Raw genomic sequence first — 24,179 nt, forward strand, 5'->3', positions numbered from 1 at the left:
TAATCGGATATTTCATATAGATAATGGATCATGACAAGAATGGAGAGGTAAAGTAAATGTTGAAAAAGGTATTTGCCTCTGCCACAAGTATGCGTGAAGGCGGTAAAAGGTCTCCCATTGGGAAGTATTCCATTGGAACGGCATTTGGACGTTATGGAAATCCAGGAACCAAAATGCCTTACAGAAAAATCACAAGCGATGATGTTTGGGTAGATGATCCAACTTCAAAACTGTACAACACTTGGCAATCAAGAAGGAAAACACAAGGTCAATGGAAGAGTGCTGAAAACATGAATATCGCTGCATATACCTACGGTTCCATTATTAACTACAATACCCAACGAACGCCGTATAAAGGCAGTGCGATCTTCTTCCACATTGGAAGTGGCTATACGCTGGGATGTACGTCCACTTCTCAAACGAATGTTGTAAACATCTTGAAATGGTTGGATCCTAAAAAGAATCCAGTCATCATTCAAACTCCGATTCAGGAGCTAAACAAATATTGATTCTCCATTTAGAAACAAAAAACCAACAGAGTATTTTTTAAAGGGTTCCGTTTTGAGGTGCTTTTCTTAAAATATGTAACGAAATGACAGTCGTATTGGCATTGTTATTGGTATATAAAAAAGTAGATCTCGCCATAGTAATAATTGGCGAGTTTCTTTATTAGGAATAATTTATATTAAACCCCACTTACTTGTGATACGGTAGTCCTTAATCGAATAACCAGCAAAAGTAAAATAAGCGGAGATAATTCGGTTTTATGGAGAAGGGAGCCCGTTTCGGGGTATATAAGCGGAGATTTTCCGATTATGCAAAACAAAATCCCCCATTTTCACGTTTTTCGAGGCAATAGGCGGAATCTCTCCGTCTATTTAAGCTTTTTTTAATGAAAATTACTAATTAAGCGGATTTTTTCCGTTTATTACTAGCTCGGGTGATTAACCTGATTCCCCAACCGTTAAGTGCGCACCCTCTTGAACCTAAAGGGGGAATCAGCAGCTTTTTATCGACCAGCTTATAAAGATCAATAAAATTGGTATTCAAAACGGCCCTTCAAATGTCAGTAGTTTTGACCCTCTTTTATTAATTGTACAATACGTATTGTACATATAATAATGATGTCAATTGCTATGTCAAAGTTAATGGAATTTCGTAGAAACCTTGATAAATAAAGAAAAAGACGTATGCCAATTCATACGTCAATTCTTGTTTCTTTTAATAAACACCCGAAAACGGAATCCTTTAAGTATTTTTCTGTTGGTTTTTCGTATATAGCCTGTGGCTGAAACGAATCAGGTTCGTGCCCACCTATCGTCCTTCTCTCTTTGCTTACGTTCAAAGTTTTCAAAGTCTTCTTCTATTTGAGCTAGTTCCCAATAGTTTACCTTTAATTGTCTTCCGTTGCTGCCTTCCATAGAAATGCTGACAATTCTTGGTTCAACATCTAGATCCAGTGGAATCTCCCAAACTATTTTAATTTGTTCTTCTTGATTTGTACTTTCCTTTAAGCTGGCAAGTATGTATATTCTGACAGCATATGTATCATGAGGAACGACCGCTTCCGTTATTTCTGAACCATGATCAAGGGAGATCGTTGTATAACCTGGTTTTTCGTTTGGATCATAAAATCCAAATCTATCGTCAGTCCGTTTAATTTTAAGAATGTCTTCCGATTCCATGGTCCAGAATATCCCGCTATCAACCCATTCGCTTAGGGATGTATCGATGCTTGAAATATCAAAATTTACTTCTGTTAATTCACTGAAACCAAGAGTATAGGATGTGTCAGATGTGTATTTTGGGATTAAATCGACATTCACTCCTATACGTTTATCTACGGCTTTGTGCGCACTGCTCCAAGTTATAAACCCAACCCCCATTACGGTCGCTTTGATTCCTTGTAAGGGTGCAGTTAAATTAAGATTAATGGTAAAACTGTTTCTAGACATTTTCCAGACTTGCAGTTGCAGATTATGTATTAGAAGGACCAAACCTCGAAAATCATTATTTTCCATTATATTAAAAATGTCCTTAGGCTCTTTTAATTTCCCAATTTCAATTAAATTGTCTAGCCGTCCAAGGATACTATGAAAAAATAACAATACAGCCAAACCACCGGTAAAGCCTATCCAAGTAATGACTTCTTCTAACAGTGAGTAGTGAATAAATGGAACAAAGGAAGACCACATGATTAAAACGATTAAAATCGTCCACTGTGCTCGTTTAATGATCGATTTTATAAAGTCTTGGTCATCATAAGCAGAGATCTTCGTATAATGCCATAATAATTCTGTCATTTGAGAGGATAATTCCAACAGGTCCATTTTTTTATTTGAAAGACTGATAATCTCCCAATAAAGCTCTCTGCATTTTTGGATTTTATGCTGGCTATTTAACGAAACAAATATGGCCACTAGTCCAATTAAGGCTAAAACCCCGCTTGTAATACCAAAGATAATCGTCGCTATGCTCCCAATATCGTTTTCAGGAATTTTGGTGTTTGCTGCCCAAACATCATTCTTTTTCCAAAGATGAATAGAAAAAAGAATGGCAGCATAAATGAAAAAGGTTACCCCTTTCCATAAAGCACTTCTGCATAGATTCCTATAATAACCTTTACACAAGGCTAAAAATTGACTCACCATTTTAAAGTCACCGACTTTCTTGAAATTTAAAATAATGTCATGGGTATGTCATGGGGACGGTTCCGGTGCGTTTGGTGGGGACAAATGCCTCCTTATAATCACGAGAACCGTCCCTGTGACCACAAATAAAAAAGAATAGATGCTCTTATAAGCTATCTATCCTTTCTTAAACTAAATATTACCTGTCTCTAGCATGTCAGGTTGTGAAACCAGCTTGGTATAGACGATGAATCGATCAGGTGCATTCCCAATATAATTAAAGGGATAACAAGTGGTTAATGTAAGAGTTTCATAGTCTGTTGGGACGATAATACTTTTATCATCTGCATGAACGATTTTTGTACCCGTTATTTGATATACAAAGTCCCCATAAGGAGTGGTAAATGTAACTTTGTCACCAGTGTGGATATCCTTAAGCTTTCTAAAAACGGTATCACGATGTCCGCTTAGAACCACATTCCCGCCTTGACCCGGCAATGCGCTTCCAGCATAATGTCCTGCCCCTTTTTTTAGCTCATTATCATGAGTCCCCTGAACAATCGGAACGTTTAAATCGACAGAAGTAAACTTTAAATCTCCTATATGTGTACCAGGGTCAGGCAGCGCGGGCCAAACTTGTTTGAATTTTTTATTGGGTAACTCTGGTTTATACTCTTTAACAGCTGTATGAGCAAGTAAGACGCTTTGTTTAGACAGGTCTAAACCGAAGAATAGGACAAGGCCGCCTCCTAAGAGGATGAAGAAAATAGGGATGCTCAGAAGGGCCCATACGTGTTTCTTCTTACGCCTTCTACGCCTTTTACGCTTTTTTTGTTCCATTGAATTATGCCTCAACTACCTCATTTGATTTTCTTATCTGACGTACGGCAGGGACAGCAGCGATTCCACCCATTAACATTAATAAAACACCAAGGGCAATATATTCAGGATCATTTGTAGCCGTATTTGGGAGATCACCTGCTGGCATTGGGACAAAGCCCTTCTCTTGGTCGAGTTGTTTTTTTGCATTCACAGCTGTCACTAGTGCATTGATTTTAGTTAAAATCGCACCAGGATTTAAGTCTTCTTTTTTAGGGTCAATGGTTGCTAAAACATTGCCTTTTAGATCTTTTAATTGAATGACGAGTGTGGAAGAACCAGCTTTATATGTAAGGATATCGATCGGATTTCCTTGCTCATCTACGACAGACGCCTGAAGATGGGCTAATTTTACACTGTCTAGGAATAAACGTAAAACTTTCACCTTTTGTGCTGATGGGAGGGATTCTGGATTCTTCCCATTTAATATCTTACTAACTTGTTTCGCATTTGATAGAATCCCATTATACTCACTGTTACTTAAAGTAATAGATTGTAAATAAGCATATAAATAATCGACTTGATCAATATTTAATGCCTTTAGGGAATCTACTAACTTTTGTGCATTCGTATTGGTGTTTCCAGCTGCAAGGGCTGTATTCGTTGGAAGTGCTGCAGCAGATACGGAAAGCCCTAAACCAAGTACAGAAATGATTGAACCTTTTTTTAATGCTGACTTAAAATTCATTGTGACCACCTTCTATTATTTTTTGTAAATTTTTCCTCGTATCCTACTATTTTACCAATAAATACATGAATAGGGAATTGCAAAAAATAGAAAAATGTAAAATTTAATAATTTGAATTGTAAATAATTTTAGAAAAGCCCCTGAACAAAAGAGAGAACGCAAAATGATTTTGTAGGATAAAGGTTTTAATTGTTGGATTTTATCGAATTGATTACATGGAAAAATAAAGATAAAATCTTATATATGTTTGAAATTGAGCAGGTGCAATAGATGAATGATAGACAGAAAGAATTACTTAGAATCCTCCTTGTTCATAAAGAAGGATTTCTCCACATTAAGGACCTGTCAGAGCGGCTCGAGTGTGCGGAAAAAACAGTTCGAAATGATTTAGACCGTTTAGAGGAATATCTGTTGGACTATCCTAGTGCAGGGTTAATCCGAAAACCTGGCTATGGAATAACCATTGAAATGGAGGAAGCGGAACGCTCCAGCATCCTGGGGAGTTTACTTTCTAGTGAACCTAAAACCAAGGAAGAACGGCTGGTTGAAATCGCCTATCAGCTCTTAACCAGCAGAGAGGCCATTACCTTACAATATTTTGCGGAACGTTACTATGTCGCAAAGGCGGCTATTAAAAAGGATATTGAGTTGATTTCTAACTGGTTTATACGGTATGGACTGGAGCTTGTCTCCAAGCCGCGGGTTGGCAATATCATTGAAGGAACGGAGTTACAAAAGCGAAATGCCCTAGCGCATTTATCTGAACTTCATTCCTCCCTTTCACCAGAAAAGAATGTGGTCTTGGATTTATTTTTACCCTATGAGATTTCCATTGTCAGAAAAGCACTGAATGATATGCAGGATACTTTTTCTCTAGCGATTAGCGACAGTTCGATGGACAGCTTGTTAGTTCATGCGCTCATTATGGTCAAAAGGACTCGGCAGCGTTCACCTATATTTGTAAAGGGTGACGCAAAGGAAGAGGCCTGTAAGCGAAAAGAATATCAATATACCACTTGGTTGTTTGAGGTTCTGGAATCGGCTTTTGGATTAGCCTTTCCTGAAGAGGAACAGGTCTATTTTACCTGGCACCTGATCAGCAGTAAGCGAACGGAAGAAGGAATGGACCAGCTCCTAGAGGTGGATGAAGAAATCACTCGAATGATCCGTGTTCTTATGGAGAAAATGGGAAAGCTGACATCGGCTCCCTATGAAAGTGATCCTATTTTAAACAATGGTCTTACTGTTCATATGCAGGCTGTTATCAACCGAATTAACTTTGGCTTTCCGATTACGAATCCGTTACTGACGAATATTAAAAAGATGTATCCCTACATGTTCAATATGGTAATGATGGCACTCCATGATATCAAGAGGACCTTTCAGATGGAGATACCGGAAGATGAGGCAGCTTATATGGTTCTCCATTTTCAAGCCTCCCTGGAAAGACTGGGAAAGAAGCAGGCAAGGAAAGCACTGATTGTTTGCCATATGGGGATTGGCATGTCTCATTTATTAGAGGCAAAGATTGAACAGCAATACCGGGAAATTGAGATCATCGCTTGCATCGGCAAAGCAGAAGTAAAGGATTATTTAAAAGAGCATAAGATCGATTTTATTATTTCGACGATTCCGCTTGAAAAAATCAACATTGAACACATCGTGATTTCGCCGCTTTTTGGACAAGAGGAAAAGAACCGATTAAGTCAGTTTGTGGAGGGATTCAAGCAAAGGCAGGACAAACTTCTCGAGCCAAGTGTTTTCTCGCAATTTCTAAATGAAGAGACTTTCTTTCCTCATGTGGAGAAAGCCCACCGGTATGAAGTGGTCGAGAGGCTTGCTAACGCCCTTTTTCAAAAAGGGTATGTGAGTAAAGACTATATCCATAGTGCCGTCAATCGTGAACGGAGCTCTGCTACAGCTATTGGCGGGGGAATTGCCATTCCTCATGGTAATCCTTCCATGGTTCATACGTCCGTTATTGCTGCAGCCATTTTGAAGGAACGGCTGGAGTGGGGGAATGAAAAGGTATCGCTTGTCTTTATGCTGGCCATCGCGAAGGAAGACCAAAGTAAGGTTCGTGGGATTATTGGGAAGATTGCTTCACTTAGTGAGACTCCGTTACTTGTTCACGCGTTATCGGCTGTAAGCGATTATCGGGAATTTTTAAAAATGATCGATTATTAAGAATCAGGGGAAAAGGGTGGATACGATGTTCACCCTTTTTTTGTCTGCTTTAATAATTTCATTTTACCGCAGGATATGGTAAAAAGATAAAAAATTAATGGGACAAGCAGGGTTTATTATATAGGTAAGCGATTACTTTTAGAGCAGGAGGAAACACGATGGCGAAAATATTAGCTGTTACAGCTTGTCCGGTTGGGATTGCGCATACGTATATGGCCGCAGAGAATTTACAAAAAGCCGGCATAGCGTTGGGCGTCGATATAAAGGTGGAAACACAAGGTTCGATTGGAATTGAAAACGCATTAACGGAGCAAGAGATTGCTGAAGCAGATGGGATTATTATTGCGGCGGACAAAGAGGTGGCAAAGGACCGTTTTGCTGGTAAAAAACTCATTGTAACCGGCGTCCAGGAGGGGATCCGTAACCCGGAAGAATTAATTAAGCGGATTCAAAATGGGGATGCTCCGGTTTATAAACCAGAGGCTAGTGCATTGGCAGGTTCGAAAAAGAGCCGCTCAAAGGAAAATCCTATTTATAAACATTTAATGAATGGGGTATCGTACATGGTTCCATTCATTGTCGTTGGGGGATTATTGATTGCGATTGCCTTGACGCTTGGGGGAGAGCAAACGCCAGGGGGAATTAAAATTCCAGATGGATCTTTTTGGAAGCATATTGAAAGCCTAGGTGCTACGTCTTTCATGTTCATGGTGCCGATTTTATCCGGCTTCATTGCGGTAAGTATTGCTGACCGTCCAGGATTAGTACCTGGTATGATTGGCGGTTATATTGCGGCAAATGGCAGTTTTTATGGAAGTACAGCTGGTGCTGGATTCATCGGTGGGATTATTGCTGGTTTCTTAGCAGGTTATGTGGCGCTGGGGATTAAGAAAATTAAAGTACCAAAAGCGGTTCAACCGGTTATGCCGATTATCTTTATTCCGATTCTATCCAGTGTGATTGTCGGATTATTATTTATTTTTGTTATTGGCCACCCAGTAGCAAGTGTGTTTGCTGCTTTAACAAGCTGGCTTGCAGGAATGCAGGGAGGAAGCTCTATTCTATTAGCGATGATTCTTGGTGCCATGATTGCAGTCGATATGGGTGGTCCATTTAATAAGGTAGCGTTCCTTTTTGGTTCTGCCATGATTGGGGAAGGAAACTATGAAATTATGGGGCCGATTGCAGCAGCGATTTGTATTCCTCCGATTGGTCTTGGTCTTGCGACTTTTATTAACAAGCGTAAGTTTAGTCAAACAGAAAGAGATGCGGGGAAGGCATCGTTTACGATGGGCTTATTCGGAATTACGGAAGGGGCGATTCCATTCGCTGCCCAAGATCCACTTCGTGTGATCCCAAGTATTGTCGTTGGTTCTATGGTCGGTTCTGTGATTGCCATGCTTGCTGGTGTGGGTGACAGAGTTGCCCATGGAGGTCCGATTGTTGCAGTATTAGGTGCAGTGGATCACGTGGTCATGTTCTTTGTGGCGGTTATTGTGGGTGTGATTGTGACGGCCTTACTCGTGACAGCCTTGAAAAAGAATGTAGAAGCGGAACCAGTTGCTGCTGGTGTAGGACCCGTTTCAAGGGGGAGTGTGCCTGAGAAGCTGGAACCAAAAGTAGAAAGTGCTCCTATCGCTGCTATTCGTCAGTTAACGGATATTATGAATTTAGGGTTAATTGAAACGGAGTTAACAGGGACGACTCGTGATGATGTCATTGATGAGTTAATTGCCAAGTTTGATGCAAGTGGGATTTTAACTTCTAAAGAAGAGTATAAACAAGCCATTCTAAACCGTGAAGGAGAGAGCTCGACCGGGCTTGGAATGAATATTGCCATTCCTCACGGGAAATCCAATGCGGTGAAGCGTCCAGCTGTGGCTTTTGGGATAAAGCGAAGTGGTGTGGACTGGAAGAGCTTAGATGGTACCGATGCAAAGTTGATCTTTATGATCGCCGTGCCAGAACAAGCGGCCGGAGATGCGCACCTCAAAATTCTACAAATGTTATCACGCAGGTTGATGGATGATAAGTTTAGAGACCAATTACTAAATGTTACCTCTAAAGAAGAAGCCTATCAGTTACTAGAAACAATTTAATAGATGAAGCAAAGGGACGGTTCTCATGCTCCGAGGCATGAGAACCGTCCCTTTGTACTATTTCCTGCGTCATTTTTATAACTCGCCTTTTTTGTACGATTAAGTCTCCAATGCCCGATAGTTCATGGTTTTCCATGGGAGATTCCCCTTTTACCCCAATCACATTATTTGGGTAGGGAATTGACCACGTAGTTTTGACATAATTGTTAACGTTTTGATTTACTTCTTCACTTATATCAAAAAAATTTAACAGCCAGCAAAATATAGACTTTGGTAATTCTTTCTATGCTTTTCTGCATAAAAAAAAGTCAGTAATAAAAAATAATAAAGGTTTTATATAGAAAAGAGGGATATGAGTTGTATTGGAATGGTGTATTAACAAGAATGGGTATATTTGCAAAAGGATCGTGGTTTATTTACATCATAGGTTCCATTTTGCTTTTTCTCTCATTAACAATAACAAAAAATATTTCAAGAAAAGAGTGGTTTCTACTTTTTGGGATGGTTGGTTTTTATGGATGGATGCTTGATATCATCTTATTTTATTTGTTCGACTTTATGGATTCAGGAAAACCAGCAATTGGTGAGATACCTGATATTTTTATGTTTGTAATTGGACCAGCTGCAACAGCAATCTTGTTTTTAAATCGCTACAATACTCCTACAAAGTTAATTAGGGTTCTTTTCTTTTCAATCTTTTCTTTTCTTATTGAATATATCTTAGGAAAATTAGGGTTTTTAAAATTGAAAGGTTGGAAACCTGTGTATTCAATTCCTTTTTATTTATTGCTATTTGGAATTGTTCTTCCTTGGACGCTAAAACTTATAAGAAAATAAAAAAGAGGAATTTATTTTTTGATTGCTAAATACAACAGATTATTATTTTAACAGCAAGGTAAAGCGGAGAAAAACTCTCCGCCTTGTCATTAAATAGTGGATAGATTTTTTCTATGTACAAGAGCCTCTATAATATAAGGACCTTATCCATTAAATTCAACTAAAGATTGAAAGTTGTATTTGCCTTCTTTTAGTTTGGTAATTGGTTTCACCTTTTCTAGTGCTAGGTAGTCGGAGAGGGAATGTGGATGGTTTCCCCTTTCGCTAGCTATTTTTTTCAATTGAAGCGCGGCTTGGATCTTGTTGATCAAATAAAACCTCTTCAAATCGATAATGATGGATACCCCATTGCTAAGTTCCACTTCTGTCTTGAAGCGGTGTGCCTTGCTTTTGACAATATGTTCCGGATTAAACCATACACAATCTTCTTTTCTGGTAGATTTATATGGGAATAGACAGATACTTTTATAAGGATTGACTATAATGGGGCACATATGGATTTTGCCAAGTATGTGTTTGCTGCCTTGAATAGCTCCTTTTAAATCGAAGCCTATGTATTTCAATGTGACATCCATTACCTCTATTGGTGACCGGTTCACCTGAAGCATGGGGACGGTTCTCGTGCTTCTAAGTTTTTAACAGGACTAAGGGTTTGGGATTAATCGTTGTGTTGCCTTATGGGGTACGGGAGTATGTGTTGAAAGGGCAGGCAGAGTTTATTGTTTCGCATACTTAATAGATAAATAAAAGGGGCCGGTTCTCATGTTTCAGCAGCATGAGGGACCGGCTTTTTTTAATTTGTTCGTTGTTATAACCTATTTTACAGAAATCCCACCAAGGGATAAATATTTAATATCGAGATATTCTTCGATTCCGTATTTACTGCCTTCGCGTCCTAATCCAGATTCCTTCACACCGCCGAATGGGGCTTGTGCAGTGGATGGCATACCGTCATTCGCACCGATAATACCGAATTCTAAACGCTCAGCGAGTCGGAAAATCCTGCCAACATCCCGTGTAAAGAAGTAAGCGGCTAATCCATAACGAGTATCATTAGCTTTGTGGACGACTTCATCTTCCGTTTCAAAAGAAAGGATGGCTACAACAGGGCCGAATGTCTCTTCATAGGATATCTTCATCTCTTCAGTAACGCCTTCTAGAATCGTTGGTGGATAATAGAATCCTGTTTCAAAACCTTCACGTTCTCCCCCTAATAAAAGTTTGGCACCCTTTGAAATGGCATCTTGCACATGTTCTTCTACTTTTTGTACGGCAGATGGTTCAATCAGAGGCCCAACCGTGATTCCTTCTTCAAGACCATTTCCCACTTTCATTGCATGGAGGCGTTCCGTTAATTTTTCGGTAAACTCTTGAAGAATATCCTGATGCACGTAGAAGCGATTAGCCGCCACGCATGTTTCACCCATCCCCCTCATTTTTGCCAATGCGGCATGAGAAACGGCCTCGTCCAAATCAGCATCCGGGAAGACAATAAACGGAGCATGTCCCCCTAATTCAAAAGAAACCCGTTTCATTGTATCAGCAGCCTGTCTCATTAACAGCTTTCCAACATTTGTCGATCCTGTGAAGGAAATTTTACGAACACGGGTATCTTCCATTAACACCTGTGTCAACTCAGCAGGATCTGTTCCTGAGACGACGGATAGGACACCTTTGGGTAGACCTGCTTCTTCAAAAATACTGGCAATCTTAAGCGCAGATAATGGCGTCAATTCAGATGGTTTGACGATCATGGTACAACCAGCAGCGAGCGCCGGTCCAATTTTTCTTGTAATCATCGCCGCTGGAAAGTTCCAAGGGGTGATGGCCGCTGTCACACCAACTGGACGCTTGAGCACGAATATCCGTTTATCCTTAGAGTTGGATGGGATGGTATCCCCATAGACACGTTTAGCTTCTTCAGCAAACCATTCCAAAAAAGAAATAGCATACCCGATTTCACCACGTGCTTCATCAAGCGGTTTTCCTTCTTCTAGTGTCATAATTCGCGCAAGTTCCTCTGTTCTTGCACGCATCAATTTCGCGGCTTCCAAAAGAATATTGGCACGTTCGGACGCAACCGTGTCTGCCCATTCTGTCTGAACCCGTACAGCCGCTTCAACGGCAAGTCTCATTTCTTCTTGTGCAGCATTTGGCACCTGTGCAATAATTTCTTCCGTTGCTGGATTGATCACATCAAATGTTTCCTTTTTATCCACCCATTCTCCGCCAATAAATAACTGATACTTTTTCAAATTGCTTCCGCCTTTCTCCTCTTGTTGAACTAAAATACAACGACCAATCGAGAAGCTTCCCCTTTAGCAAGCCGGTCGAAGCCTTCGTTAATCTCATCCAACGATAAACGGTCCGTTAATAACTTATCGACAGGCAGACGGCCTTGCTTATACAATTCAATAAACCGAGGAATATCCCGTGCAGGCACACAGCTTCCAACGTAGGATCCTTTAAGCGTACGCTCTTCCGCCGTTAAGGTAACTTGCGGGAAAGAGAAGAGATGATCAGGATGTGGCAATCCGGTTGTAACCGTCGTACCACCGCGTTTCGTAATGCCGTAGGCAACGTTCATGGCAGGGACAACACCTGCTGTTTCAAATGCATAATCCACTCCACCGCCCGTTGCTTCACGGATTAGAGTTACCACTTCAGGATCTTTTGAGTTAAATGTATCTGTAGCCCCTAATTTACGTGCTTCCTCAAGTTTTCCATCATTCACATCTACTGCGACAATGCGGCTTGCTCCGGCTGTGACAGCCCCAAGAAGCGCACTTAGTCCCACACCGCCAAGTCCGACAATAGCCACGGTGCTTCCCATTTCGATTTGTGCTGTATTGACTACCGCTCCTACTCCTGTAATAACCGCACATCCGAACACAGCGACTTTATCAAATGGAATCTCAGGGTCGACTTTGATAAGGGAATTTCTTGAGACTACCGCATGATCGGCGAATGCAGAAACACCTAGATGGTGATGAACCGTTTCTTCATTTAAATGAATCCGCCGTTCACCGCTTAACAATGTTCCTTCTGTATTGGTTTTAGCCCCCGGTTCACATAGCGCAGGACGTCCTTCTTGACAAGGAAGACAATGGCCGCAGCTAGGAACGAAAGCACAAACCACATGATCTCCTGGTTGAAGGTCTGTGACTCCTTCGCCAACTTCGACCACAACACCCGCTGCCTCGTGACCCAAAGCCATTGGCATGGGGCGGGGGCGGCTGCCGTTAATTACGGAAAGATCCGAATGACAAAGACCAGCGGCCTTAATTTGTACTAATACTTCTCCGCGTCCAGGAGGGTCCAACTCCAGTGTTTCGATTTTGATAGGTTTACTTTTTGCATAAGGGGCAGGCAACCCCAATTCATGTAGTACTGCTGCACGTATTTTCATCGCTCATTCTCCTTTTATTCGTAATAACCCTCAGTGGATTTGATAAACTTGGAAAATTGCTTAGAATCATGGCCAAACCAGACCTCTGAATTCGTCTCTTTTGCCAGGCGGCGAATTCTCTCAACGGTTTTTCCGTAACCGACGGAATCGTAGATAATACCTGGAGGCTTAATGGGAGGCCCAAAGCTTTCCGCTGTATAGATGGTGTCTGAAGCTAAGATTATTCCACCTTTCTCAGGCATATCTATATGCAGCCCAAGCATTCCCCAGGCATGTCCGCTGCCAAAGTTTAAGACGCGAATACCAGAGGCTAGTTCAAGGAAATCTTCATCCCGCTTGACGGTTTGCCACTGCAGCTGATTTTTAATCCAGGCATCAATATCACCCCAAATGTAGGCGCCTTCTTTTTGATGGCGGGCATAGGATTGAAGCGTGCCATTGAACTCATCTTCATGCACAATAATGGTTGCATTCGTAAACATTTCCAAACAGCCGGCATGATCTAAATGCAAATGCGAAGCAACGACAAATTTAATGTCTTCCGGACGAACTCTCAATTGTTCCAGCCGGTGATGAAGGTAGCACTCTTCGCTAGCTTGCCATGGGAAAGCTTTTTGTGTCGTTTCTGTCCAGCGGCCTTCTGCCCCCATGGAGTTCGGATTACAGGCAGTATCAAATAAAATTTTACCTTCCGGATGATCAATCAGGACCGTATAGATTGGGAATTCTACCATTTCAGAAGGCATCGTCGGATTATCAGTAGTTGCTGGATTATGCATTGCGATCATCCAGTTTTTATCCATTTTCATTCTTCCATTGTCCATTACATAAAGCTTCGGTTTTGGTGTGATAATATTTGCCATGTTAAGCCTCCTTCTATTGCATAAAAAATCGTTCATCTTTTTTATTGCAAGTATCATGCCAACTTATAAAATGCTATTATCACGGTGATTTACTTGTTTTTTATCCATTAGAATGGTGAAGAATTTCACCGATATATGGTGAAAATGTTTACAAAACAGCGATAGAACCTCATACTTAACATATGGTGAAAAAATTCAGCATAATAAGAAAAATTCACCACCTATATTTTGTATGAGGGTGAAGATTAATGGTTGAAACGTTGAATAATAAACAAATGTTAGCGATTCTTGAATTTTCAACGGATGGAATTTATGTTGTTGATTCGAATGGAATGACTCTTTTCGTCAATCAAGCCTATGAACAGATCACTGGTTTTTCCCGTGAACAACTTGTTGGAAGACATATGAAAGATTTAATTCAAGACGACTTCATTGATCAATCGGTTTCCCTTAATGTCCTCCACGAGAAGAAAAAGATTTCTTTATTGCAAACTATCGCTCACACAAAGGAAGTAATTGTAACGGGAAATCCCGTTCTTGCAGAGGATGGAACCATTGAAATGGTTGTAACGAGTGTAAGAGATGTTACCCAGCTAAATTCCTTGCAAAAGGATTTAAGCAAAGCAAACACTTTTTCAAAAATGCAAAACTATCGATATACCTTTACAACCGATGAAGAAGATAATAGATTTCTTTTCCGTGATATTCAAATGAAGAAAATTTATGATAAAGTGACCCAAATTGCTCCATTTCCTACTAGTGTTTTATTAACCGGCCCCTCTGGAGTAGGGAAAGAGGTGATTGCTAACCTGATTCACGATTTCAGCGATCGGAAGGATCAGCCATTTATCAAAGTGAATTGTGGAGCAATCCCGGAGAATCTTTTAGAGTCTGAATTCTTCGGTTATGAAGCAGGTGCCTTCACAGGGGCAAGCCGGCAAGGAAAACTCGGGTTGTTGGAATTGGCCAATAATGGGACCATTATGCTTGATGAAATAGGGGAGATGCCTATCCAGCTGCAAGTCAAGCTTCTGCGTGCGCTGCAAGAAAAGAAGATTCGTAGAATTGGGGGAACGGCAGACATTTCTGTAAATATTCGTGTGATTGGTGCCACCAATCAGGATATCGGGAACTTAATTAGTCAAGGGAAGTTTAGGGAAGACCTATACTACAGGATATCGGTGATTGAACTGCGTATTCCGGCCTTATCGGAGCGCAAGGAAGATATTGAGTTACTGGTTGATCATTATTTTGAATATTATTGTCAACGGTACAAAATTCAAAAAGTCTTGTCATCTGAGGTAAAGCGTTCCCTCATTCAATATCGCTGGCCTGGAAATGTGAGAGAGCTGAAGAATATCATGGAGAACCTTGTTACTTCTGTATTTGAGTCAACGATTGAACCCTATCATTTACCATATCAGCTTCAACAGATCGAGAATGGACCGACATCAAATTTGAAAAGCAGATTAGAACAGCTGGAAAAACGAATCGTCAATGAGGCGATGGCCAACCATTCATCATTGCGCCAAGCAGCCAAATCCCTGGGAATTGATCACACTACATTAGTGAAAAAGCTGCAGAGGTGGAAGCATGGGGACTGGAAGCATGGGGACGGTTCTCGTGCTTCTGAGTAGGGGAACAAGAAACAATTTTAATGAAAAAAATGGAGCGAACGATTAATTGACAGCAGAGTTTCTAAGGCGTTTTCCCACCATAGATTGCGGGATAAAAGAGGAAAAGGTACAAACAAGAAATTTTGATCACTTAGAAGTAAGTGGGGATAATGTGCTTAATGGTGAAGGTGCTTATTCAAGACATCTTGATTCTGAACTTAGCGTATACTGGGAAAAGAAACTTTCCTAAGGAGGAAAGCTTAATGGAAACATTAAAAATTACTAAAGAAGAATTCGAAGATGGAGTAAGCTATGTAATTTTAAACAGAGAAGGAAGGACGGGGGTTCCCCGTCCTTTCTTCTCGTCATAAAAATTCTTCTTGATCCAATTATTTTTTATCTAAGCCCTTGCCTGCTTTTTCGGGATATGGGGCGTGTCCTCTTGTGGCTTTCCAAATTTGTCGGTTCAACTCTTCTTGGTTTGCAGTATCCGGCTTTGAAAAATTCAATTGAGAGGAAGGCGCAGCTGTTGTTGACTGTTGGACAGTAGCATTTGCAGCAGGCTGTGTCTTCTGCTCATCAGAAGTTAAATTAGCAGGTGCCGGCTGTCCATTCTTCCAATCAACTGGATAATTTTCTTGTTCCGCATCAAATGGCTTAAAGATTGGATGAGCGGTGAAAGAATTTAACATCGGTACGGCAGAAGCATCAAATAGAGACATTGGCTTCATTCCCAGAATCAACTCCATTGTACGAAGCATGGAATCTTGATCATAGAACGTGCTGTCTACGGTTCCCTTTTGCGTATAAGGGCTGATCACTAAAGCTTCAGTACGGTGTGCATCGACATGGTCAGGGCCAGCTTGCGCGTCATCTTCCATGACGAAGATGGCTGTATCCTTCCAATATTGCGAATGGCTCACCGTGTCAACAAGCTTGCCGAGGGCTAAGTCGTTTTGTGCCACCATTGCCTGTGGAGTATCATATCCTGGTGCTGTACCAGCTGTATGGTCATTTGGAAGATAAACCATTTCAAGCTCGGGTAAGTTTCCACTCTTTTCGAATTGTTTAAATTCCTTCTCCCATTCGTTGTAACGGGTCATATCAGAGATAGATAAATCCCATCCAGGATAGTTTGGATCATAATTATCACCAATACCCGGATCATCCGGAACCCACTTTCCATCGGTTGGAGATTCCCAATAATTGATGTATTCACCGTAGTCACGGAAGGATACACCATACTTTTTGGCATTGTCCCATAAATATCCTTCCTCAGGTTTAAGGGCGGGTTTATCCACTCCATACCCCTTACGTCCGGAATAATCCGGCAGCCATGTCTTTTCTGAGTAGTCATTCGATTTACCTGATATGGCCCATTGGTGTCCTGGATCGCTGACTTCTGCATCTGTATAGAAGTTATCAAGGGTAACAAATTGATTGGCTAGTTTATGAATGTTCGGAGTAAGGTTCTTTCCGAACTCGGTTAAGCTTGGATCGCCGTTTCCTTTTCCTAAATCTCCAAATACTTGGTCATAGGTCCGGTTTTCTTTAATGACATAAATGACATGTTTAATAGGGGATTTTTGACCGTAAGTCCTTGGTATAGGGAAATCATCTTCCTCATTTTGTTTTCCAAACCAGCTATTTCCATTGATCTCGTTCATTGGGTTATTTTTTTCAACCTGTTTGGTGTAGTCCTTCAACTGCTTTTGATCTGGTACATCTATGAATGACAGCGTTCCCTGTATCATGTTGCCGATATACTGACCTTGAGCGTTCGAGCCTGCTCCAAGACCTTTGGCGTTTAGGACCATAATCTTATTTCCGTTTGTATAAACACCAGATGGATACCAAGCCGTCGGAATAAGACCGCTGACTTGAGCTGTTTTGGTGCCATTCCCAATATCAATAACGGCAATCGCATCGGTCCCGGCATTAGCTACATAGAGGGTTTTTCCATCAGGGCTAAACGTCAGGGCAACTGGCTGGCTTCCCAGTGCTGCATCTTTATTGGCAGAAACAGAGATGGTCTGAACCACCGCTCTTTTCTTAGGATTTATGACAGAAATGGTGTCTCTGTCCGAATCCGCCACATAAATTAATCCAGTTTCCGGATTTTCCGCAATCGCATTCGGATGCAATCCAACCGGAATCCTTTTCACCACGGTTAAATCGTTGGGATCTAACACCGTAACAGTGTCTTCGCCCCAGTTGGAGACATAAATGGCACTGCCATCCTTTGTGATTTGTGCGGTATACGGGTCCGCACCAACAGATGTGGTGGCAATCATTTGTCCAGAGGCAAGATCAATTTTTGATACTGAATTGGCTTCATTATTAGCTGTATAAAGGAACTTTCCGTCCGGAGAAACGGAGATTCCCATTGGAGTCTTAATGTTTGGATTGTTCATTAGGATTGGCGATTGTTCTGTAAGGGTACCATTGTTAAAACTGAACACACGGATTTTATTGTTCCCGCCTGCAGATGCATAGAATGTCTTGCCATCCGGGCTGAATGCCGTCCCGTAATATAAACCCTCTCCATTGTTGTATGGAATGGTCTGTACTACCTTTTGATTTTGTAGATCTACAACTTGTAATGACTGGGTGCCTTGTCCATCATTGGACACGACCAAATAGCGGTGATCTGGACTAATGGAACCACCCATCGGAAAGTCACCCAATGCCATCTGTTTACCTGCTGGTGTAAGGGTCCAACCATGTGGAGTCACACCTGTGCCATCAGCCTTTGGGCCTGCTGTGGTAAATGAATAGGCCATAGCTGTACCAGAACCCAACAATGTAGTTGCCAACACAGCGGCTGCTATCTTTTTTTTCATCTTCATTCCTATATTTTCCCCCTAAAATATATGTATTTCTTTCTCATCAATCCTACCAGAACAATGTAAATCCACTGTTAAAATAGTATAAAATCCGGTTTTCAGGAGAAATGAACTATTATAGTAGAACGCTTTCCTACCTGTTTACTAGTTTTAAAATACTTAAAATAGGATGTCTAAAGAAATGAGGATGGAACGAGATACGGAATGAAAGAAGATTCAGACTATAGTCCCTATATTTTTTAAAACCCTGTTTATAATCTTTACGTTAAATTAATATATTTTTTGAATTCTTAATAAATATGTGATGCGTTACGGTGAACCGTATCATAAGTAAATGGGTTTTAAGAAAATGCTGATTCCCGCTCTAGGACCATAAGGGTCTGCTCTTATCGGTTGGGGGATCAGGTTAAGCATCCGGTCTAATAAATAGACGGAAAAATTTCTCTTAATTAGTAAATTGGCTTGAAATTAGCTTGAATAGACGGAGAGAATCCGCCTATTGACTTTAAAACTGCGAAAATGGGGGGCTTTGCTTTGCATAACCGGAAAACCTCCGCTTATACAACTCGAAACAAGCTTCATTCTGCATTTAACCGGAAAACCTCCGCTTATGCATCTCGAAACAAGCCCCATTCTGCATTTAACCGAAAAATTTCCTCTTATATTTTATTGTTACTCGAATAAGCAGAAACCTTCTTAATTTAATAGGAAGTTAGACGAATTTCCTTTGCCATGACTTGATAAGACATGGATTTTGATCCATTATGTATTCCCGAGTGCGATTGGATGTATTATTCTTCCTCTTTTATAAGAGGCCATCAGGCGGTAGTCCGCAATGTGAAAAATATGTAAGTTTACCTAACATAAATATAGTTCTGTCCGGTGCTTATACTATACTATTAATTCGTTGGTTGGAAATAAAGGAATAGTTAATATAGTACAAAATGTAACGCAATTTTCTAGATTATTAAACAAAATGTCAATTGTATATAAGGACATCCCCTTTATACAATAGATAAAAGGAAAAGTAAAATAGAGTCATCATTCGTTTTACACGCAAAAATATCTGAATATTGAGAGTATTTTAAAATTGGAGGGAGTACTATGTCTACGAGTTTACCAATTATCATTCCGAAAGAACAAGTTATCTTAAAATTTTCACCATCTAACCCGCCTGTACAGGTAATCAAAAGCGGTTCAACGATTACATTCGAAACTTGTGACTGCTTTAGTAATCTCATCCAAAAGGAGGATCAGCTGTTCAGTTCTGTTGGATGGGATAAGATCAACCCTGCAACAGGCCCTTTGTTTGTGGAAGGGGCGGAGCCGGGGGATGTATTAAAAGTAGAAATTTTAAAAATTAACATTGCTGATCAAGGGGTGATGACGGCTGCCCCTAAATTTGGCGTATTTGGGGATTTATTAGAAGAAGAGAAAACAAAGGTATTTCGAATTAAAGATGGGAAAGTGCTGTTTAATGAACGAATTCAAATACCAGTGAGGCCAATGATCGGTGTGATTGGAACAGCCCCTGCTAATGAAGAAATCCCTACTGGTACGCCAGGTCAGCATGGTGGAAATATGGATTGTAAAAGGATTGTGGAAGGTGCCACTCTTTATTTACCTGTTCATGTTCCAGGTGCGCTTTTATCTATGGGAGATCTGCACGCAGTGATGGGGGACGGGGAGGTCCTCATTTGTGGACTTGAAATTCCTGGGGAAGTGACCATACGGGTCAGTGCGATTAAGGATAAGATCCTTCCATTACCGATGTTAAGGGAAGGGGACCATCTTATGGCGATTGCTTCTGCCGAGACTGTAGATTTGGCTGCGAAGCAAGCCACTATTCAAATGCATAGCTTTCTAACGAATGAATTGGGAATGGAATTCAATGAAGCGGCTATGCTGCTTAGCCTTGTGGGGGACCTTAGGATTTGCCAAGTGGTCGATCCGTTAATGACGGTACGAATGGAGCTGCCTTTATCAGTATTAGAAGACTATCATTATAAACTTGTTTAAAGGAGTGTGTGTAGATGTCTGAAGCACATAAATCGAAGGAATTAACGAGATCCCTTTCTTTCTTAGGTAACATTTCTATTTCTGTCAGCGATATTAGTCCAACCACAGGTGTTTTCTTAATGTTTCCTTCCGTATTACTAACTGCTGGAACAGGGTCGTTTCTCTCTTTCCTTGCAGCAGCCATGATTGCTTTATGTGTGGCTTTATGTATGGGCGAATTGGGAGCATTATACCCTGGTGCTGGTGGATTATACAGTATCGTTTACCGTGTATTAGGACGTCCGCTAGGTTTTCTTGCTCTTTTAAATTATCTTATTCAAGGAATCTTCCTTCCTGCCACGATTGCCTTTGGGGCAGCAGACTATTTAGTTAAAATTTTTCCAAGCTGGACCGAAAATTGGACGGCTTTTGGAGTGATGGTTGCTTGCACCATTGTTACGATTCTATCCATGAAATGGAACGCGAAGTTCGTTGAAGTTTTTCTCATATTAGAATTGGTGGTTGTCGGAGTCATCGCTATTGCTGCTAGTTTTCATTTTAACCAGGGAATTGATAGTCTCTTCCATCCAGTAGCACTGAATGCTGACCAAACATCGACGATCCCGGTATCATGGTCTACACTCTTTGCCGCTGTGACGGTTGCTCTTTTTTCCTATAATGGATACGATAGTTCGATTAATTTCTCGGAGGAAACGGATCAGAAAGCGAATATCGGTAAGACGCTGTTTACTTCTGCCTTCATTGGTGTTATTGCACAAATTATTCCATTACTTTGTATCCTGCTGTCCGTTCCTGATGTGAAGGGTTTTCTTTCTTCGCCGTCTCCCATTAATCTTATTGGCGAAATGTATATGGGTAAAAGTGCGACACTGTTCTTAAATATCGGAGCGGCCATTGCCATGATTAACTGTGTTCTTGCCGTCATTCTTCAGTTTTCCAGGGTCTATTATAGTGCAGGCCGTGACAAGGCGTTTCCAGAAAAAATCAATCAATTTCTTACATCGATACATCCCAAATTTAAAACCCCTTGGTTAGCAACGATATTCATGGGTGTGTTGGGGGCACTTGCTTGTTTTAACTCGAACTTGGTAAGTATGGTTACTTTTACTTCCGTAACCATAGTCTTGCTATACGCTACCATTGCTGTGTGCGTGATGATCAGTCGGGTACGGGATAAGGAGCTTTATCGTCCGTTTAAATCACCGTTATTTCCTGTTATCCCCATCATCGCTATTATAGGGTCGATTGCTGCCCTGTCACAACAAGCGGGGAAAGATCTGATTACAAGTGTGATTGCATTTGCCATTGCCCTTTTATATTATTATTTGTATCTAAAACCTCGGAGCCAAACACACTGGGTGTTAAATGAACAGCAACCGACCCCAGGCTCAGAAAAAGGATACGGAAAGGAGCCACTCGATGCCCAAAATTCTATTAGCTCAAGCGAAGCCCCGCTTACTTGATAAAAAAAGTAACTTAGAAACAATGGAACGTTTTATAAAGAGTGCTTACAAGCAAGAGGCAGATCTTGTTCTGTTTCCTGAACTGTTTTTAACTGGCTATTTTACTAGAGAGTATACAAGAGAAATGGCTGAAGACCTGAATGGACCTTCGATTCAGCAAATCAGGAACATGGCCAAACAATATAGGATCAAGGTGGTGTTTGGTTTCCCAGAAAAGAAAGAGAACCGCCTCTATAATTCTGCCTGTTTCATTGATGAAAAAGGTGAAATTCTTGGTACTTACCAGAAGGTTCATCTTTGGGATGAAGAGTCAAAGTATTTTGAAGCCGGATCGTCCTTTCCGGTTTGGGATACGAATATAGGAAAAATTGGGATCATGATTTGTTATGATACAGAATTTCCTGAATCCGCACGCACCCTTGCTGTGAATGGAGCAGAAATCATTCTTGCTCCAACGGCCAATATGACCCCATTCCAACATGTTCAGCAGCTTTATATACAGACAAGGGCTGCAGAAAATCAAATTTTTGTTGCGACAACCAATCAAATTGGAACAGAAGAATCTACCTTGTTTTTTGGAGAAAGTGCAGCAGCTGATCCGTATGGGCAGCTTCTCGTAAAAGCAGGGGATCAAGAACAAGAATTATTGGTGGATATGGACTTGAATGTGGTGAAAGAATCTAGGAAATTTCCATTCTATTTAAAGGACCGGCGTCCACAGCATTATTCCCTAAGCAAGGAAATGGAAGGGATTAAATAAAAGCTACTTGCTATAAGCCAGAGTGCCAAGAATTTATTCAGGCACCTGGCTTTTTTGTTTGATTCCAATGTCTCCTATCTCCAAAAAGTTAAAGTAGTATATTTTCTAGTAAAAATGTAAAATAGATTTGATAATTATTTGAATAGTATGAAAAATAACAGGAGGTGTCCAGTGATGAACCCTGCCGTAAGATTGACTGTACAAGAAATTTTACAAAATAGAAATTTTCAACATGCAAAGGTGCTTGCAGGGAAGAATGGACTACACCGCACTGTCAAATGGATTCATATTATGGAAGTGACGGCGATTGAAGAACTGCTGAATGGGAGCGAGTTTATCCTCTCTACAGGGGTTGCCATGAGTGAAAATGAAGAACTTTTTCTTTCCTTTTTTAAACAATTAATTGAATTCGGGGCAGCGGGAATTTGTTTAGAATTAGGTACCTATATCCAAGCTGTTCCTAAGGAAATCATTGAATTGGCTAATCGACATGACTTTCCTATCATCGTTTTTAACCGGAAGGTACGGTTTGTAGATATTACTCAAGATATCAATACACTATTAATTAATAAGCACTATCAGATGATCTCCGAATTAGAGGAGTATTCCAATCGGTTAAATCAACTGTTATTAACGTCTAATTCTCAACAAAAAATTTTAATGTCCCTTCATGAGCATGTAAAAATGTCCGTTCTTTTTATTCCTAAACAAGGGGAACCCCTCATTTTTTCAAAACAAACACGAAAAATAATCGATCAAATCTTACCCCAGTTAAAAGATGATAGGAAAAATGACGAAAGGATTGTACGGCAGACCATTCAAGCTTTAAATCAACAGTTAGCTGAATTGATTATCATTTCGGATTCAGCTCCTATTTCTGATTATGAAAAACTGATCGTCGATCGGACGGCTACCGCTTTAGCACAAAACACCTTACGTGAATTATATTTTGAGGTACGGAGAGAAGCCAGTGAGTCAGGGTGGGTACAAGGCTGGCTGGACGGAATACATAGTGAAGACAAACTAACCAGATACCTAAAAGCCTCTGATCCAGATATGATCACGAACGGCAGTGTGGTTCTTCTTTTAAAAATAAACCAAGCGGATGAAAGCAGCCTTGACCTTCCTTATTTGAATATACTATTGAGATCCATCTTCCAGTCAAAAGGTTTTTCTGTCTTTTTTACGACAAGAAAAAGACAGCTGATTTTAATCTTGGTCAATCATCGAAAAAAAGTGGATTGGAAGGTAAGAGTTCAAGCAGGAATCGACGAAATGAAAAAAGCGATGGAGATGGAGGTGGAAATCGCTGTTGGCAGGATGGTTAACCAATTAACGGAGGTTAAAAAAAGTTACCAAACCGCGGAAGAGACGTTGATGATTCAAGATAGTCAGACGAATGATTTCCTGCCATCTTTCTATGAGGACCTTTATATTTATCGTCTGATTTCGATTGTTAAGGATCAGGGGGTCCTTGAAGATTTTATTGAGGATTACATTGGGCCGCTGATTAAATATGATCAGGAGTATAATGGGAAATTAATAGAAACCTTAAAGGTTTTCTTTATGTGTAATGGGTCAAAGAAAGAAACGGCTTCCAGTTTATTTATTGTCCGCCAAACACTTTACCAACGTCTGCAAAAATTATCTGAGCTCCTTGGAGACGATTTTATGAGCAGCTACAAGCGACAAGCGATTGAATTTGCCATAACGGCTTATCACTATCAAACCTATTCTAATTCCCAGTGAAAAAGTGAGACCATTCCTTGGTTTCACTTTTTTAATGAGAAAAGAAATTATAAAAATATTCGACTTTGAGAATTGTCCAGCTCCAGCGCCTAGCCCCTCTATGGTCTACAGCCAATCCGTCCAAAAGGTTAAAG

17 protein-coding genes and 1 pseudogene are annotated in these 24,179 nt (G+C 40.6%); 10 read left to right on the forward strand and 8 right to left on the reverse strand.

Annotation, left to right across the window (positions count from 1 at the left end; all coding sequences use genetic code 11):
• Window positions 1-80 precede the first annotated feature (80 nt).
• Window positions 81-509 (forward strand): annotated as a pseudogene (locus tag CVD27_RS20330) (L,D-transpeptidase family protein); the annotation flags it as partial.
• A gap of 789 nt (window positions 510-1,298) precedes the next feature.
• Here the strand turns inward: CVD27_RS20330 and CVD27_RS20335 are convergent.
• The 3 genes from CVD27_RS20335 to CVD27_RS28855 form a co-directional block, all read right to left on the reverse strand.
• Window positions 1,299-2,651: a hypothetical protein gene (locus tag CVD27_RS20335; RefSeq protein ID WP_101649920.1), complete on the reverse strand. Its 1,353-nt coding sequence runs from the start codon at window positions 2,649-2,651 to the stop codon at window positions 1,299-1,301.
• 171 nt (window positions 2,652-2,822) lie between these two features.
• Window positions 2,823-3,470 (reverse strand): class D sortase, encoded by a 648-nt coding sequence (locus CVD27_RS20340; protein WP_101649923.1) that lies wholly within the window; start codon window positions 3,468-3,470, stop codon window positions 2,823-2,825.
• Window positions 3,471-3,474: 4 nt separating this feature from the next.
• On the reverse strand, window positions 3,475-4,197 hold the full coding sequence (locus CVD27_RS28855; protein WP_257984445.1) for a cell wall anchor protein: 723 nt from the start codon (window positions 4,195-4,197) through the stop codon (window positions 3,475-3,477).
• A 270-nt stretch (window positions 4,198-4,467) separates the two neighbouring features.
• Here CVD27_RS28855 and CVD27_RS20350 point away from each other — a divergent pair, with 270 nt between their 5' ends.
• From CVD27_RS20350 to CVD27_RS28320, 3 genes are all read left to right on the forward strand, one after another.
• Window positions 4,468-6,384, forward strand: a complete 1,917-nt coding sequence (locus tag CVD27_RS20350; RefSeq protein ID WP_101649925.1) for a BglG family transcription antiterminator — start codon at window positions 4,468-4,470, stop codon at window positions 6,382-6,384.
• A gap of 158 nt (window positions 6,385-6,542) precedes the next feature.
• Window positions 6,543-8,483, forward strand: a complete 1,941-nt coding sequence (locus CVD27_RS20355; protein WP_101649927.1) for a PTS fructose transporter subunit IIABC — start codon at window positions 6,543-6,545, stop codon at window positions 8,481-8,483.
• 558 nt (window positions 8,484-9,041) lie between these two features.
• A complete protein-coding gene (locus CVD27_RS28320; RefSeq protein WP_180960383.1) occupies window positions 9,042-9,320 on the forward strand; it encodes a hypothetical protein in 279 nt (92 codons plus the stop codon).
• Between the two features lie 143 nt (window positions 9,321-9,463).
• On the opposite strand, the gene CVD27_RS20365 is transcribed toward CVD27_RS28320, so the two are convergent.
• The 4 genes from CVD27_RS20365 to ahlS all read right to left on the reverse strand — a co-directional run bounded on the left by CVD27_RS20365 (window position 9,464) and on the right by ahlS (window position 13,592).
• Window positions 9,464-9,928 (reverse strand): competence protein ComK, encoded by a 465-nt coding sequence (locus CVD27_RS20365; RefSeq protein ID WP_101649931.1) that lies wholly within the window; start codon window positions 9,926-9,928, stop codon window positions 9,464-9,466.
• A 207-nt stretch (window positions 9,929-10,135) separates the two neighbouring features.
• Window positions 10,136-11,575, reverse strand: coding sequence for an NAD-dependent succinate-semialdehyde dehydrogenase (locus CVD27_RS20370; RefSeq protein ID WP_101649933.1), 1,440 nt, complete (start codon window positions 11,573-11,575; stop codon window positions 10,136-10,138).
• Between the two features lie 29 nt (window positions 11,576-11,604).
• Window positions 11,605-12,729, reverse strand: a complete 1,125-nt coding sequence (locus CVD27_RS20375; protein WP_101649935.1) for a zinc-dependent alcohol dehydrogenase family protein — start codon at window positions 12,727-12,729, stop codon at window positions 11,605-11,607.
• Window positions 12,730-12,743: 14 nt separating this feature from the next.
• Window positions 12,744-13,592 (reverse strand): AhlS family quorum-quenching N-acyl homoserine lactonase, encoded by an 849-nt coding sequence (gene ahlS, locus CVD27_RS20380; RefSeq protein ID WP_101649937.1) that lies wholly within the window; start codon window positions 13,590-13,592, stop codon window positions 12,744-12,746.
• A 248-nt stretch (window positions 13,593-13,840) separates the two neighbouring features.
• On the opposite strand from ahlS, the gene CVD27_RS20385 reads away from it, so the two are divergent.
• Together CVD27_RS20385 and CVD27_RS20390 are read left to right on the forward strand one after the other, a co-directional pair.
• Entirely contained in the window at window positions 13,841-15,229 is a 1,389-nt protein-coding gene (locus CVD27_RS20385; protein ID WP_101649939.1) for a sigma-54 interaction domain-containing protein, read from the forward strand.
• Between the two features lie 46 nt (window positions 15,230-15,275).
• Window positions 15,276-15,458: a hypothetical protein gene (locus tag CVD27_RS20390; protein WP_101649941.1), complete on the forward strand. Its 183-nt coding sequence runs from the start codon at window positions 15,276-15,278 to the stop codon at window positions 15,456-15,458.
• A gap of 139 nt (window positions 15,459-15,597) precedes the next feature.
• Here CVD27_RS20390 and CVD27_RS20395 read toward each other — a convergent pair whose 3' ends face one another.
• Window positions 15,598-18,057, reverse strand: a complete 2,460-nt coding sequence (locus CVD27_RS20395) for a bifunctional YncE family protein/alkaline phosphatase family protein (RefSeq protein WP_101649943.1) — start codon at window positions 18,055-18,057, stop codon at window positions 15,598-15,600.
• Between the two features lie 1,101 nt (window positions 18,058-19,158).
• Between CVD27_RS20395 and CVD27_RS20400 the strand changes: the two genes are divergently transcribed.
• The 4 genes from CVD27_RS20400 to CVD27_RS20415 all read left to right on the forward strand — a co-directional run bounded on the left by CVD27_RS20400 (window position 19,159) and on the right by CVD27_RS20415 (window position 24,045).
• Entirely contained in the window at window positions 19,159-20,073 is a 915-nt protein-coding gene (locus tag CVD27_RS20400; protein WP_101649945.1) for an acetamidase/formamidase family protein, read from the forward strand.
• Window positions 20,074-20,087: 14 nt separating this feature from the next.
• Window positions 20,088-21,536 carry an APC family permease gene (locus CVD27_RS20405; protein ID WP_101649947.1) on the forward strand — a complete coding sequence of 483 codons (1,449 nt, stop codon included), beginning with the start codon at window positions 20,088-20,090 and terminating at the stop codon, window positions 21,534-21,536.
• A complete protein-coding gene (locus CVD27_RS20410; RefSeq protein ID WP_180960384.1) occupies window positions 21,493-22,296 on the forward strand; it encodes a carbon-nitrogen hydrolase family protein in 804 nt (267 codons plus the stop codon). Before CVD27_RS20405 ends, CVD27_RS20410 begins: the two co-directional genes overlap by 44 nt.
• A 174-nt stretch (window positions 22,297-22,470) precedes the next feature.
• Window positions 22,471-24,045 carry a PucR family transcriptional regulator gene (locus CVD27_RS20415; protein ID WP_257984446.1) on the forward strand — a complete coding sequence of 525 codons (1,575 nt, stop codon included), beginning with the start codon at window positions 22,471-22,473 and terminating at the stop codon, window positions 24,043-24,045.
• Window positions 24,046-24,179: the final 134 nt, after the last annotated feature.

Source organism: Neobacillus cucumis, assembly GCF_002860255.1.
GTDB classification, from domain to species: Bacteria; Bacillota; Bacilli; order Bacillales; family Cytobacillaceae; genus Neobacillus; species Neobacillus cucumis_A.

Coding starts and splice junctions, on each gene's coding strand:
- CVD27_RS20410 (WP_180960384.1), top strand. CDS start 21,493: ATGCCCAAAATTCTATTAGCTCAAGCGAAGCCCCGCTTACTTGATAAA.
- CVD27_RS20340 (WP_101649923.1), bottom strand. CDS start 3,470: ATGGAACAAAAAAAGCGTAAAAGGCGTAGAAGGCGTAAGAAGAAACAC.
- CVD27_RS20375 (WP_101649935.1), bottom strand. CDS start 12,729: ATGAAAATACGTGCAGCAGTACTACATGAATTGGGGTTGCCTGCCCCT.
- CVD27_RS20335 (WP_101649920.1), bottom strand. CDS start 2,651: ATGGTGAGTCAATTTTTAGCCTTGTGTAAAGGTTATTATAGGAATCTA.
- CVD27_RS20365 (WP_101649931.1), bottom strand. CDS start 9,928: ATGCTTCAGGTGAACCGGTCACCAATAGAGGTAATGGATGTCACATTG.
- CVD27_RS20405 (WP_101649947.1), top strand. CDS start 20,088: ATGTCTGAAGCACATAAATCGAAGGAATTAACGAGATCCCTTTCTTTC.
- CVD27_RS20400 (WP_101649945.1), top strand. CDS start 19,159: ATGTCTACGAGTTTACCAATTATCATTCCGAAAGAACAAGTTATCTTA.
- CVD27_RS20395 (WP_101649943.1), bottom strand. CDS start 18,057: ATGAAGATGAAAAAAAAGATAGCAGCCGCTGTGTTGGCAACTACATTG.
- CVD27_RS20350 (WP_101649925.1), top strand. CDS start 4,468: ATGAATGATAGACAGAAAGAATTACTTAGAATCCTCCTTGTTCATAAA.
- CVD27_RS20355 (WP_101649927.1), top strand. CDS start 6,543: ATGGCGAAAATATTAGCTGTTACAGCTTGTCCGGTTGGGATTGCGCAT.
- CVD27_RS28320 (WP_180960383.1), top strand. CDS start 9,042: ATGGATTCAGGAAAACCAGCAATTGGTGAGATACCTGATATTTTTATG.
- CVD27_RS20415 (WP_257984446.1), top strand. CDS start 22,471: ATGAACCCTGCCGTAAGATTGACTGTACAAGAAATTTTACAAAATAGA.
- CVD27_RS28855 (WP_257984445.1), bottom strand. CDS start 4,197: ATGAATTTTAAGTCAGCATTAAAAAAAGGTTCAATCATTTCTGTACTT.
- ahlS (WP_101649937.1), bottom strand. CDS start 13,592: ATGGCAAATATTATCACACCAAAACCGAAGCTTTATGTAATGGACAAT.
- CVD27_RS20385 (WP_101649939.1), top strand. CDS start 13,841: ATGGTTGAAACGTTGAATAATAAACAAATGTTAGCGATTCTTGAATTT.